Here is a 13,384-nt window from a genome sequence, read left to right as displayed (position 1 = left end):
GAGACGAGAAGGAAACTCCGCACGTGAATTCTGACGGTCAGCCTCCCGCCGTCTCCGTGATCATGCCGGTCCTCAATGAGGAGCGGCACCTGCGCGAAGCCGTCCACGCGATCCTCAAGCAGGAGTACGCGGGCGAGATGGAGGTCGTCGTCGCACTCGGCCCCTCCACCGACCGCACGGACGAGATCGCCGCCGAGCTGGTCGCCGAAGACCCCCGCGTCCACACGGTCCCGAACCCGACGGGGCGTACGCCCGCGGCGCTCAACGCGGCGATCAAGGCCTCGCGTCACCCGATCGTGGTGCGTGTCGACGGCCATGCCGCGCTCTCGCCGGGGTACATCACGACCGCCGTGCGCCTCCTGGAGGAGACCGGCGCGATGAACGTCGGCGGCATCATGCACGCCGAGGGCGAGAACGACTGGGAGCACGCCGTCGCCGCCGCCATGACCTCGAAGATCGGCGTGGGCAACGCCGCCTTCCACACGGGCGGCGACGCCCAGCAGGCCGAGACGGTCTATCTCGGCGTCTTCCGCCGCGAGGCCCTCGAACAGCAGGGCGGTTACAACGAGGAGTTCATCCGCGCCCAGGACTGGGAGCTGAACTTCCGCATCCGCGAGGCGGGCGGCCTCATCTGGTTCTCGCCCGAGCTGAAGGTCTCCTACCGGCCGCGCCCGAGCGTGAAGGCCCTCGCCAAGCAGTACAAGGACTACGGCCGCTGGCGGCACGTCGTCGCCCGCTACCACGAGGGCTCCATCAACCTGCGCTACCTCGCGCCGCCGACGGCCGTGTGCGCCATCGCCGCGGGCCTGGTCGTGGGCGCCGCCCTGACGCCGTGGGGCCTGGTGATCCCCGGCGGCTACCTGGCGGCCATCGCCGCCGGGTCCGTGCCCGCGGGCAAGGGCCTGCCCCTGAAGGCGCGCCTGCAGATCCCGGTGGCCCTCGCCACGATGCACATGTCGTGGGGCTGGGGATTCCTCACCAGCCCCCGCTCGCTCGCCAAGAAGGTCATCGCCTCGCGCCGCCCCGCGGTCCTGGGCACGGACCGCAAGCCCCAGGAAGCCTGATCCGGGAGCGGCGCCGGGACCTGGACTCCCGCCTCACCAGGTGAAGTTCGGGTCCACCCGCATGCACGCCTTCTTGTCGGAGCCGTTCAGGGCGTCCGCCGACTTCGGCGTCGAGTCGTCCTGCTTCTTCGTCTTCTCGGGCTTGTCGCCCTCGCGCCAGTCCGCGCCCACGACCAGCGTGACGCCGGAGACGTCGGTCGACTTCTTGGCCGCGCTCAGCGGCAGGCCGAGGGACTTCGCGACCCGCTGGGCGTCGCCCTCCAGCTCGACCGAGGGATAGCGGACCACCGTCCTGGCCTCGGTGAGGGCCGTCGCCGTGTCCGGCGCCGCCTTGGTGAAGCCCCCGGCCGCGAGCAGCTGCGCGACCGCGCCCGCCCGGCCGCTGACCGGCGGCTCGGTGGCGGTGCGGGTGCCGTTCTGGACCTGCACCGCGATGTCGGCGTCCGGCGCGGCCGGGTCGTCGGACGGCTTCTCCTTCGCCGTCTTCCTCTTGTCCTTGCCGTCCAGGGCGATGTCGTCGCGTACGAGCCGGAAGAGCTGCTCGGCGTCGCCCGGCTTGGGCACCACGCGCGAACCGGAGTACTCGAACGGCATCGTGGTCATCGTCGTGCGCTCCGGCGAGACCTTCTTCAGCTCGTTGCCCAGGTCGTAGAGCTTGAGGACGGAGCCGAGGCCGGGGTCGACCTTCAGGGCCTTCGTGGCGTTCTCGGCGAGCTTGCGCAGGCGGTTGGGGCTGGTCAGGCTCGCGTTGTCGCGGAGCGTGCGGACCAGCGAGTTCATGTACATGTGCTGGGCCTTGGCGCGACCGATGTCGCTGCCGTCCTCGAAGCCGTAGCGCGTGCGCAGCCACTGGAGGGCCTGCTCGCCCTGGATGTTCGTGGTGCCCTTCTTCAGCTTCAGGCCGGAGCCCTTGCCCGCGCTGGTGCGGGAGTGGATGTTCTTGTCCACGCACACGGGCACGCCGCCGATGGCGTCGGCCATCGACACCACGCCGGAGAAGTCGACCATCATGAAGTGGTCGATGCGGATGTTGGTCAGCTTCTCCCAGGTGGCGACCGTGCAGCCGGGGCCGCCGCGCCCCAGGGACTCGTTCGTCATCGTGCGCGGACCGGTCTCCCGGTACACCTTGCCGTCGTCCGGGTCCGTGCACTTGGGGATGGTCAGGAGCGTGTCGCGGGGCATGCTGATCATCGACATGTTGCTGCGGTCCGCCGACAGGTGGAGCAGCATCTGGACGTCGGCGAGCGCGGGGCCGCCGAAGGTGTCCTTGGCGCCGCCGAGCTTCCGGTTCTCCTTGGAGTCCCGCGCGTCCGAGCCGATCAGGAGGATGTTCAGCGGGGTCTGGCCCTCGGCGTTGGGCGTGGGCGCGGGTGCCCGGTGGTCGCCCAGGTTCAGGTCGTCGGTCTCCAGATTGCTGTTGAGGTGCTGGTAGTAGAGGTATCCGGCGCCGGCCGTGCCGAGTATCAGCACCGCGAGGACGGTCGCCGACCAGCGGAGCACCCGCCGCTTGCGCCGGGGCGCCGTGCGCCGCGCGCCGCTTTGCGAGCCCCGGGCCCCTTTTCTGCGGGGCCGCCCTTTGTCCTCGGCGTCCGGGCCCTTGCCGTCGGTGCCCCGTCCCGTGCCGTCGGTGCCCCGTCCTGCGCCGTCGGTGTCCCGTCCTGCGCCGTCGGTGTCCCGCGCGTGCGGCTCCGCGTCCCCGGTGTCGCTCTTCGGACGGCTGCCTTCCGCGCGGGACCGCTCACTCGCGGCGTCGCGAGTGCCCGCCCCCGAGGACACTCCCTCCCCACGCACGCTGTTCTGCCCCATCCCCTGTCCCTCCCCGCCGTGCTTCCCAAGTGTGGCTCACCCGCGGCCACTTGCGGCGAGCTGCCGCCGCCCCGGCAGTCCGCGCGGTATGTCGCGCTTCAACCACCGGGGCGTTCTGTGAGACGTGAAACGACCGCCTCAGGTCACTTGGCACACACGGTTTTGTCGGCCTCGACCTTCTGGATGCCGTCCGGAGCCTTCGACGGAGCCTTGATGGGCGTCCCCGCGCCCTTGAAGTCGGCACCGAGGGTCAGCACCATCGCCGGGAGCCCCTGCGCGTTCTTCTCGCTCTTGCCCGGCTTCAGGGCGGCGGCGGGCAGCCCCATGAGGTCGGCCAGCTTCCGGGCCTCGTCGGCCTGGCCCGGGCCGTACTCCACGGTCGTCTTGCCCTGCTTGCCCGCGTTGCCGAGCTGGCTGGACTTCGTCACGCCCTCAGTGTTCTGCAGCCAGCTGAGAGTTTCCTGAGCGGCGCCGTTCCTCTCGCTGCCGTTGTAGACGTCGACGCGGACGTCACCCGCCTCGGCGCGCGGGCCCTTGAGCCGCGCGGCCACGGCGGCCTTCTCCTTCTTCTCCTGCTTCTTGACCTCGGTCAGCGACACGTCCTCGCGCATCATCGAGAACAGCTCGTCGGACTTGGGCTTGTTCAGGACGACCGTGACGGGCTTCTTCTCGGCGGGGTTGTCGACCACCGGGGCCGTCGCGAAGGTCAGGTTCTTCATGTCGAGCTTGCCGAGCTCCATGCCGAGGTCACGGAGTTTCATTATGTCGGCGATCTTGGAGTCGACGGTGAGCGCCTTCGTGCCCGCTTCCGCCAGACTTATCATCTTCTTCGGGTTCGTCAGGGTGTCGTTCGACTTCAGCTTGCGCATCAGCGAGCTGAGGAACTGCTGCTGGAGCTGGATCCGGCTCAGGTCGCCGCCGTTGCCCACGGTGTACCGGGTCCGGACGAACGCCAGCGCGTCCTCGCCCTCGATCGAGTGCTCGCCCGCGGGCAGCTTCAGATGCGACTTGGGGTCGTCGATGTCCTTGGCGAGGCACACGTCCACGCCGTCGACCGCGCTGGACAGCGTCTTGACCGCGTTGAAGTCCGCGACCATGAAGTGGTCGAGCTTTATGCCGGTGATCTCCGTGACCGTGCGCATGACGCAGCTGGGCGTGCGCTCGCTCTGTCCGAGGCTCTCGTTGAAGCGGACTTTCTGCGAGCCCGGGATGGTCTTCATGGAGCCGTCGTCCTGCTCGGTGGGGCAGTCCGGGATGTCCGTGATCATGTCGCGCGGGATGCTCAGGGCCGTCGCGTTGGAGCGGTCCTTGGAGACGTGCAGCAGCAACGTGGTGTCCGCGTGCCCGACGCTGCCCTCGTCGCCGTAGCCCTTGTTGCCCGAGCCGCTGCGCTTGTCCGTGCCGATGAGCAGGATGTTGATGGCGCGGTCCTTGCTGAACCCGCCGGTGCCCGCGCCGTCGTCGGAGACGGACGTGATGTTGCCGTTCAGGTGCTGGTAGTACAGATAGCCGCCGACGCCGGCCGCGACGAGCACGAAGGCGACCGTGCCGCCCGTCCACGCCAGTATCCGCTTGCCGGTGGACTTCTTCTTGGTCTTGCCCTTGCGCCGACTGCCCGCCGCCGCCTCCGGCTGCGCGGCACGGCGCCTGCGCTGGCCCGGCACCTGCTCCCGGCCGCCGCCCCGGCCCCCCGGCCGTTCGGGCCCGCGCGCGCCGGGGCGCGGGGCGCCCTCGTGCGGCGTGCCCTGCTGCGGGTCCGCCGGGCGCGCGGCTCCCCGCCGCGGCGCCGCCCTGCGCGGTCCGGGCACGCCGGTCTGGGGTGCCGACTGCTCTGCGGAAGGACTCAGTCGCAGCTCGTAGTCGCCGGTCTGCGGATTGAGTACCCACTGGTCTGCGGGATCGATGTTCTCTGCCCGCCCACGGCCTTGCGCGTCCACGGTTGTTTGCGTCCTCCGTCAGGGCCACGCGGCGCCTTTCCCCCCTCAAGAAGGCGCTCGGTCCAGTCGTACCAGCGGTGTGCGGCCCATCGGCCGGACACCGGATCGGCTCACACTATCCGCCCAGTTCAGCGTCCAGCGACGCCGGTGACAAATTCCACTCCCCTACAACTGGGCAATCCGCCCAATTTCTTTGGCGCGAGGCCCGGTCCGGTCGCTGTTCGGATTACGTACAGGTGGATCCGGCAGCCGTGTTGCCCCGGAATGTGGGGGCCGGACTCGGCGTGTGCGTGGGGTCGTCCGGCTTCCCGTCGCTCCACTCGCCGTCCTCTTCTTCGTACTCCCCGCCGTCGTCGCCGCTCTCGTACGCGGATTCGTCGCTGTTCGAGGTGGTCGAGGCGGCCGAGGCGTCCGGCCGTGCGCGGGTCACCTGCACCGGTTCGTCCTGGCGGAGCCGGGTGAAGAGTTCGTCGGCCGCGGGCTCCACCAGCTCGTCCCGATTCGCGTCGTACGTGTACGAGCGGCGCGGCACCGTGAGGAATTGCACCCGTTCTGTAGGGATATTGCGTAGTCCGCGCACCAGTTCGTACAAACCGCGCAGGCTCGCGATCCCCGGGTCCGTGGTGAGTGACGACGTGGCCGCGTCCAGGACGGGATAGAGCTTCACCGGATTCAGCAGGACGTCATTGCTGCGCACTTTGTTGACGAGCGCGCCGAGGAACTCCTGCTGCCGGTCCATGCGTTCGGTGTCGCTGCCGTTGCCGAGCGACTTGCGCGCGCGGACGAATCCCAGGGCCTGTTCGCCGTTGAGCGTCTGCCGCCCCGCCGGAAGCCGCAGCTTCGCCGCGGAGTCGTCCACCGGCTCCTTCAGGCACACCTGCACGCCGTCGACGGCGTCCACCATGTCCTTGAATCCGGCGAAGTCCACGACCATGTGGTGGTCGACGCGGATGTTCGTGAGCTTCTCCACCGTACGGATCGTGCAGGCCGTGCCGCCGAACTCGAACGCCCAGTTGAACTGCGCGAATTGGGCCCGGGTGCGGGAGCCGTCCGGGCGGCGGCAGCTGGGGATGTGCACCATCAGGTCGCGCGGCAGCGACACCGCGGTGGCGCTCTGCCGGTCGGCTGCCAGGTGCAGCAGGATCGTGGTGTCCGAGCGCTGGGTGCCGAGGTCGCGCCCGTACTTGCGGTTGCCGCGCCCCGTGCGGGTGTCCGAGCCGATCAGGAGGATGTTCTGCGCGTCGTGCACGAGCGGGGTCGGCCGCTCCTTCTCGTAGCGCGCGAGCTCGGCGGCGGCGTCGGTGTCCTCCGTGATGTTCCCGTCCAGCTTCTGGTACACGGCCCAGCCCGCGCCGCCCGCCGCCAGTACGACCACGGCCGTGGCGACCCCGGCGTACCGCAGCCAGCGTCGTCTGCGGCGCCGCGCGGCGAGCCCCGACGGACTCGCCCCCGCGCCCGGTCCGTACGTGCTGTCGGTCACGTGTGAGTCCACCCCTCGTGGCTGCGTCGGTGCATGGCGCTCCTACGACCATGGACCGAGCGGCGGCGGGGGGCCCGGGGATGGTGGGCCGAACGGGTGAGCGGCTCCCGGGGTCCGGCCCGCCCCGGCTACCCCGCCGTCACGGTGACCCGCTCCGCCTCCACCCGCTTCTCCAGGCCGCCCTCGGCCAGGCGGTCGAGGTGCCGGCACAGCACCACGGACCCGCCGGCGGCGAGCGGCGCGTAGAGGCCCGCGCTCAGCCCGTCCCAGCCGTCGTAGGGGAGGCCGGACAGCAGCCGCGCCCCGGCGGAGAGCCCGAGCCCGGCGGCGTCGTCCAGGGCCCGCGCCACCACCTCGGCCCCTGTCAGCTCGGCCCCGGCGACGGCGAGGGCGGGCTCGTCCGGGTCCACCGGCGCGTACGGCGCGAAGCGGTCGCCCTGGCTCGGCACCTCGACCGCGTAGTCGACGAAACCGTCCGGGGTCTGCGGGAAGCGCCCGCCGAGCGGCCGCAGCGCGAGCGCCACCCGCTCCCCGGAGCAGGCCCGCGCCGCCTGAAGGGTGTCGGGGCCGGAGACGACGAGGTCGGCGCGGGCCGGGTCGCCGCCGACGTCCGCGACGACGCCCACCGAGGAGCAGGCGAGCAGCCACACGGCCGTCTGCCAGTGCGCGGGCAGGAGCAGGGCGAGCCGGTCGCCGGGCTCGGCGGCGAGGTCGCCCTGGAGCAGATTGGCGGTCTTGGCCACCCAATTGGCGAAGGTGGCCACGGACAATTCCACGCGCTCACCGGTGGCGTCGTCGTAGTACGTGACGAGCGGGCGCGCCGGGTCGGCGGCGAGCGCGGATCGCAGCAGGTCGGCAGGGGTGCGGTCGTTGGCGTTCACGGCCGCAAGGGTACGCGGGGCCCCGCGTGTCGCCCGTGCGGGCGGGGCAGTTGGGGCCACCGGTTCGGCCGACTCCGGGCCGACGGACCGTCAGTTCCCCAATGGACATATATGCCCGTTATGCCGACGATCGACTGCATGCGTGGATTCCTTGCTTCCTCGATCGGTGTCACCTGCGCGGCGGCTCTGGCCCTGCCCCTCGCCCTCCCGTCGGCGGCCGCCGCCACGGCCGCCGGGCCGCCCGCGGCGGGGGCGCTGCCCGGCAGCACCCAGTCGCTCCCGCTGGCCCCGCTCGGCTCGGACCGGGCGGGCGGGGCGGCCCGTGCGGAGGGCCTGCCGCGGCGTGACGTACGGCCGTTCTCCCTGCTCGGCGTGGTCTGGGACGACCCGGACGCCGAACTGCGCGGCAGCGTCCAGGTCCGCACCCGCGCCACCGGCACCACGGTCTGGTCCGCCTGGCAGGACGTCGAGACGCACAACCACGAACACGCCGCCGACCCCGGCACGGCCGAGCGCGACTCCGGCCGGGTACGCGGCACGACGGCACCGCTGTGGGTGGGCGACTCGGACGGCGTGGAGGTACGCGTACGAGCGCTCGCCGCGCAGCGCGCGACGGGCGCACGCGCCGGGGAGCCGGGCGAGGCGGACGCTCGGGCCTCCGCGGCGGCCTACGACCCGCCCGGCCGGGCCCCGGCCCACGACCCCCACGCCCAGGCCTTCGCGGGCGACGTCGTGAACCCGCTCCCCGCCGGGCTGCGCCTCGAACTCGTGGACCCCGGGGCGGAGCCCCCGCCCGGCGGCACCCCGGCCGACGCGCCGCGCGCGAACACCATGACCGCCGAGGCCGCGGCCTCCTCCGCCGTGAACGCCGACCTCACCCCGCTCGGCGCCCTGACCGTCCCCGAGCTGACGAAGGAGCGTACGGAAGCCGACGTGCTCGCGGCCCGCGGCGCCGGGGCCCGGCCCTACGTCGGCCCGCGCCCGCGCATCGTCACGCGCCGCGGCTGGGGCGCCGACGAGCGGCTTCGCGAACGGGACTTCGCGTACACGAAGACCGTCAAGGCCGCCTTCGTGCACCACAGCGCCACCGGCAACAACTACCGCTGCTCACAGGCGCCCTCCGTCCTGCGCAGTATCTACCGCTACCACGTGATGAGCAGCGGCTGGCGCGACATCGGCTACAACTTCGCCGTCGACAAGTGCGGAAACATCTACGAAGGCCGCGCCGGGGGCGTGGCGAAGGCGGTCCTCGGCGCCCACACCCTCGGTTTCAACACCAACAGCATGGGCATCGCCGTCCTCGGCACCTACACCAGTGCCGCACCGCCGAAGGCCGCGGTCACCGCCGTCGCCCGCCTCACGGCGTGGAAGCTCGGCCTGTTCGGGGCCAATCCCCGCGGAACCACATACCTGAAGTCGGGAGGTGGCAACCTCTACAGGAAGGGCACGAAGGTCCGGCTGCATGTGATCTCCGGCCATCGGGACGGGTTCGCCACCGAGTGCCCGGGGCGCCGCCTTTACAGCAAACTCGGCACGGCCCGCAGCGCGTCGGCTCGCTACCAGGGCCGCTGAGGCCGATCGCACCGCACGGTCCGCATACACGTCTGCATACACTGGCCGGCCGAAACACAGTTCCGCCGGCCCCAGCAGGAAGCAGAGACGACAGGTGACAGAAGCGATCCTCCTGGTCGGCGGCAAGGGCACCCGGTTGCGGCCGCTCACGGTGAACACACCCAAGCCCATGGTCCCGGCGGCGGGCGTCCCGTTCCTCACCCACCAGCTCGCCAGGGCCCGTGCGGCGGGCGTGGACCACATCGTCCTCGCCACGTCGTACCTGGCGGAGGTGTTCGAGCCGTACTTCGGCGACGGCTCGGCGCTCGGTCTCCACATCGAGTACGTCACCGAGGAGGAGCCCCTGGGCACCGGCGGCGCCCTCCGCAACGTGGCGTCGCGCCTCCGCTCGGGCCCGCAGGACCCCGTCCTCGTCTTCAACGGCGACATCCTCACGGGCCTGGACATCCGCGCCCTGGTCGCCGAGCACGAGCGGACGCGGGCGGACGTCTCGCTGCACCTGACCCGGGTCACGGACCCGCGCGCGTACGGCCTGGTCCCCACGGACGAGTCGGGCAAGGTCCTCGCCTTCCTGGAGAAGCCGCAGACCCCCGAGGAGATCGTCACCGACCAGATCAACGCGGGCGCGTACGTGTTCCGCCGCTCGGTCATCGACACCATCCCCGCGGGCCGCCCCGTCTCCGTCGAGCGCGAGACCTTCCCCGAGCTGCTCGCCTCCGGGGCGCACCTCCAGGGCATGGTCGACTCGACGTACTGGCTGGACCTCGGCACCCCGCAGGCCTTCGTGCGCGGCTCCGCCGACCTCGTCCTCGGCCGCGCCCCGTCGCCCGCGGTGCCCGGCCGCTGCGGCGACCGCCTGGTCCTGCCGTCCGCCCGGGTCGCCTCCGACGCCAAGCTGACCGGCGGCACGGTGATCGGCGAGCACGCGGTGGTCGGCGAGGGCGCCCGCCTCTACGGCAGCACGATCCTGTCCGGCGCGGTCATCGAGCCCGGCGCCGTCATCACCGACTCGCTCATCGGCGCCCGTGCCTCGGTGGGGGCCCGCTCGGTCCTCACCGGCGCGGTGGTGGGCGACGGCGCGCGGATCGGCGCGGACAACGAACTGCGGGACGGCGTACGCGTCTGGTGCGAGGCCACGCTCCCGGCGGGATCGGTCCGCTTCTCCTCGGACCAGTAGGCCGCCCCTTTTCTCCCACCCACCCGCCCTTTCATCGCGCTGGCGCGCTCGTCCTCAAACGCCGGACGGGCTGAATACCCACGGCGCGCGCCGAAGACTTTCAGCCCGTCCGGCGTTTGAGGACGAGGCGCGGAGCGCCGACAAACGGGGGTCCAAGGGGGCGGAGCCCCCTTGATCGGGAAGGGGCGGGCCCGGGGCGCACCGCGAGGGCTACCCTCGACGGATGTCCTCCCGCCGCACCTGGGCCCCCAGGACCCCCCTGGACCTGGGCCTCACCCTGGGCCCCCTGCGCCGCGGGCCCGCCGATCCCACCTTCCGCACCACCCCGGACGGCTCGGTCTGGCGAGCCACCCGCACCCCGCAGGGCCCCGGGACCCTGCGCGTGGCGCTGCGCGCGGGCACGGCGGAGGCGGAGGCCTGGGGTCCGGGGGCGGACTGGCTCCTGGAGGGACTTCCCGGGCTGCTCGGCGCCGCGGACGACCCGGACGCCTTCACGGCCCGCCACCGCCTGGTCGCGCACACGGAGCGCCGCCGCCAGGGCCTGCGCCTGACCCGCACGGGCCTGGTCCTCGAGTCGCTGATCCCCTCGGTCCTCGAACAGAAGGTGACCACGGACGAGGCGTACCGCGCCTGGCGCCTGCTGGTCCGCAAGTACGGCGAACCGGCCCCGGGCCCGACGCCTCCGCAGGCCCGCATGCACGTGATGCCGGACCCGGCGACGTGGCGCCGCGTCCCGTCCTGGGAGTGGCACAAGGCGGGCGTGGACGACAAGCGCGCCTCGGCGATCCTGCGCGCCGCGCGGGTGGCGGGCCGCCTGGAGGAGGCGGCGGCGATGCCTCCGGAAGAGGCCAGGGCCCGTCTGGAGCTGGTCCCCGGCATCGGCCCCTGGACCTCGGCGGAGACGGTCCAGCGCAGCAACGGCGCCCCCGACGCCGTCACCGTCGGCGACCTGCACCTCCCCGGCGTCATCGGCTACGCCCTGGCGGACGAACGCGACGCCGACGACGCCCGCATGCTGGAACTCCTGGCCCCCTACGAGGGCCAGCGCCACCGGGCGGCCCGGCTGATCCTCCTCAGCGGCCGCACCCCGCCACGACGCACCCCGAAGATGCCCAGGACCGACATCGCGACCCTCTAGGGCCCGCGCCCGGGAGGGCCCGGCTACCGCACCACCAAGAACTCCGCGGCGTCCCGCCCGACCCGGGGGCTCGGCGCCACCGCGGGGTGCCCCACCGCGACGGCCCCCATCGGCTCCCACTCCCGCGGCAGCTCCAGCACGTCCCGTACGACATCACGGCAGAACATCGTCGAGGACACCCACGCGGACCCGAGGCGCTCCCCGGCAAGGGCCACGAGGAAGTTCTGCACGCCGGCCCCCGCGGCGACGACGAACATCTCGCGCTCGGCCGCGTCCCGCCGCTCGTCGCCGTATGTGTGCGCCCCGTCCATGACGAGGCAGGGGACCACCAGACAGGGCGCGTTGCGCAGCACGTCTCCGCGGCGGACGCGGCGGGCGACGGACTCCTCGGACTTGCCGTCCCGCCGCAGGTCGGCGACCCACGCGTCCCGCATGGCGTCGAGCAGCCGCACCCGGGACCGAGCCGACTCCAGGAGCACGAACCGCCAGGGCGTCGTGTGGTGCGGCGCGGGCGCGGTCACGGCGGCGGCCACGGCGCGCCGCACGGTCCCGGGGTCGACGGGCTCGTCGGTGAACTCCCGCACCGTGCGCCGCAGCGCGAGCGCCTCCCGTACGGCCTCGCTGGTGCCGAGCCGGAACATGTCGTCCCGGGCGTCCCGCACCAGGGCCCGCGCCCCGGCGTCCGGGGCGTCGGTGCCGTCCGCGCCGCGCACCGCGTGCGGCAGCCCCCGCACGACCGCGACGGGAAGGCCCGCCGCCTTGCCCTTCACCAGGTCACCGGCGGCGGCCAGCTCGTCGGCGGTGGCGACGACGGTGGCCTGGAGCGGATTTCCGTACGTGTCCACGCCGCCGCGCAGGTCGTCGAGGACCCGCACTCCGGCGGAGCCGATGGCGACGTCCGTCAGGCCGGCGCGCCAGGGGCGCCCGAACGTGTCGGTGACGAGCACGCCGACGTCCACGCCGAGCGCGTCGCGCAGCCCTTCGCGCAAGGCGCGCGCGGACGCGTCGGGGTCCTCGGGCAGCAGCAGGACGGTCCCGGCGGGCGTGTTGGAGGCGTCGACCCCGGCGGCGGCCATCACCAGGCCCTGGCGGTTCTCGACGATGCGCAGGGCGCCGCGCCGCGCCACGACGCGCACGGTCTCCGCGTCGATCGCGGCCTCGCGGTCGGTGGCGGCGACGACGCGCCCCTCGGCCTTGCTGACGATCTTCGAGGTGACGAGGACGACGTCCCCGTCGGCGAGCCCGGGCTCGGCGTCGGCGATGAGCTTCGCCAGGTCGTCCCCCTGGCGGATCTCGGGCAGTCCGGGCACGGCCCAGACCCGGAAGGCCGGGGCGCCGGCCTCCGGGGCGGTCACGCGCGGACCTCCTCGGCCAGGGAGAGCGCCTCGCGGGCCATGGCAGCGGCGGCGTCGAGGTCCGTCATCATCAGCGGGATGGCCCGGCACCGGATGCCCGCGGTCTCGACGCGCTCCACGGTGGCGGCGTCGACGGTGTCGACGAGCCAGCCGTCGAGCAGGCCGCTGCCGTAGTGCTCGGCGACGGCGGCGGCCGTCGAGTCGACGCCCACGGCGGCGAGCACCTTGTCGGCCATGCCGCGCACGGGCGCGTCCCCGACGATGGGGGACAGGCCCACCACGGGCACCCCGGCCTCGGCGATGGCCTCGCGGATGCCGGGCACGGCGAGGATCGTGCCGACGCTGACCACGGGGTTGGACGGCGGGAAGAGTATGACGTCGGCATCGGCGATGGCTTCGAGGACGCCGGGCGCGGGCTTGGCCTGGTCGGCGCCGACGGGCACGATCGCGTGGGCGTCGACGGCGGCCCGCAGGCGGACCCAGTACTCCTGGAAGTGCACGGCCTTGCGCTCGCCGTCCAGGTCGACGGCGACGTGGGTCTCCACGCGGTCGTCCGACATGGGGATGAGCCGTACGCCGGGCTGCCAGCGCTCGCACAGCGCCTCGGTGACCGCGCTGAGCGGATAGCCGGCGGCGAGCATCTGGGTCCGCACGATGTGCGTGGCGAAGTCGCGGTCGCCGAGGCCGAACCACTCGGGTCCGACGCCGTAGGCCGCGAGCTCCTCCTTCACCTTGAAGGTCTCGTCCTCGCGGCCCCAGCCCTGCTCCTCGTTGATGCCGCCGCCGAGCGTGTACATCACCGTGTCGAGGTCGGGACAGACCTTCAGGCCGAACAGGTGGATGTCGTCACCGGTGTTGCCGATGACGGTGATCGCCGCGTCGGGCGCGGCCTTCTTGAGTCCACGGAGGAAACGGGCGCCGCCGATGCCGCCGGCCAGAACCACAATGCGCATGTGCCCAGCATCGCAGGCGGG

General features: G+C 72.8%; 10 protein-coding genes. 4 read left to right on the top strand and 6 right to left on the bottom strand.

From position 1 onward, the window contains the following. Positions 1-23 precede the first annotated feature (23 nt). The gene (locus CP982_RS18020) at positions 24-1,064 is read left to right on the top strand and encodes a glycosyltransferase family 2 protein (RefSeq protein ID WP_268255504.1); all 1,041 of its coding nucleotides are present in this window, start codon (positions 24-26) and stop codon (positions 1,062-1,064) included. A gap of 33 nt (positions 1,065-1,097) precedes the next feature. Here the strand turns inward: CP982_RS18020 and CP982_RS18015 are convergent, their stop codons facing one another. The 4 genes from CP982_RS18015 to CP982_RS18000 form a co-directional block, all read right to left on the bottom strand. Continuing rightward, entirely contained in the window at positions 1,098-2,855 is a 1,758-nt protein-coding gene (locus tag CP982_RS18015; RefSeq protein ID WP_245004349.1) for an LCP family protein, read from the bottom strand. Positions 2,856-3,013: 158 nt separating this feature from the next. Continuing rightward, positions 3,014-4,807, bottom strand: coding sequence for an LCP family protein (locus CP982_RS18010; protein WP_150511475.1), 1,794 nt, complete (start codon positions 4,805-4,807; stop codon positions 3,014-3,016). 226 nt (positions 4,808-5,033) lie between these two features. Next, on the bottom strand, positions 5,034-6,287 hold the full coding sequence (locus CP982_RS18005; protein ID WP_170316452.1) for an LCP family protein: 1,254 nt from the start codon (positions 6,285-6,287) through the stop codon (positions 5,034-5,036). Between the two features lie 128 nt (positions 6,288-6,415). Next, the gene (locus CP982_RS18000; RefSeq protein WP_150511473.1) at positions 6,416-7,168 is read right to left on the bottom strand and encodes a TIGR03089 family protein; all 753 of its coding nucleotides are present in this window, start codon (positions 7,166-7,168) and stop codon (positions 6,416-6,418) included. 138 nt (positions 7,169-7,306) lie between these two features. On the opposite strand from CP982_RS18000, the gene CP982_RS17995 reads away from it, so the two are divergent. The 3 genes from CP982_RS17995 (at position 7,307) to CP982_RS17985 (ending at position 11,055) form a co-directional block, all read left to right on the top strand. Further along, on the top strand, positions 7,307-8,740 hold the full coding sequence (locus CP982_RS17995) for a peptidoglycan recognition protein family protein (RefSeq protein ID WP_150511472.1): 1,434 nt from the start codon (positions 7,307-7,309) through the stop codon (positions 8,738-8,740). A 94-nt stretch (positions 8,741-8,834) separates the two neighbouring features. Then, positions 8,835-9,917 (top strand): mannose-1-phosphate guanylyltransferase, encoded by a 1,083-nt coding sequence (manB, locus tag CP982_RS17990; protein ID WP_150511471.1) that lies wholly within the window; start codon positions 8,835-8,837, stop codon positions 9,915-9,917. Between the two features lie 223 nt (positions 9,918-10,140). Then, the gene (locus CP982_RS17985; protein WP_150511470.1) at positions 10,141-11,055 is read left to right on the top strand and encodes a DNA-3-methyladenine glycosylase family protein; all 915 of its coding nucleotides are present in this window, start codon (positions 10,141-10,143) and stop codon (positions 11,053-11,055) included. A 23-nt stretch (positions 11,056-11,078) separates the two neighbouring features. Here CP982_RS17985 and CP982_RS17980 read toward each other — a convergent pair whose 3' ends face one another. Together CP982_RS17980 and cofD are read right to left on the bottom strand one after the other, a co-directional pair. After that, positions 11,079-12,410 carry a coenzyme F420-0:L-glutamate ligase gene (locus CP982_RS17980; RefSeq protein WP_150511469.1) on the bottom strand — a complete coding sequence of 444 codons (1,332 nt, stop codon included), beginning with the start codon at positions 12,408-12,410 and terminating at the stop codon, positions 11,079-11,081. After that, the gene (gene cofD, locus CP982_RS17975; RefSeq protein WP_150511468.1) at positions 12,407-13,363 is read right to left on the bottom strand and encodes a 2-phospho-L-lactate transferase; all 957 of its coding nucleotides are present in this window, start codon (positions 13,361-13,363) and stop codon (positions 12,407-12,409) included. Before cofD ends, CP982_RS17980 begins: the two co-directional genes overlap by 4 nt. Positions 13,364-13,384: the final 21 nt, after the last annotated feature.

This window comes from Streptomyces spectabilis (genome assembly GCF_008704795.1).
GTDB lineage: Bacteria > Actinomycetota > Actinomycetes > Streptomycetales > Streptomycetaceae > Streptomyces > Streptomyces spectabilis.
Note: the sequence above shows the minus strand (reverse complement) of the source record. Positions and strands in the feature narration are given on the sequence as shown.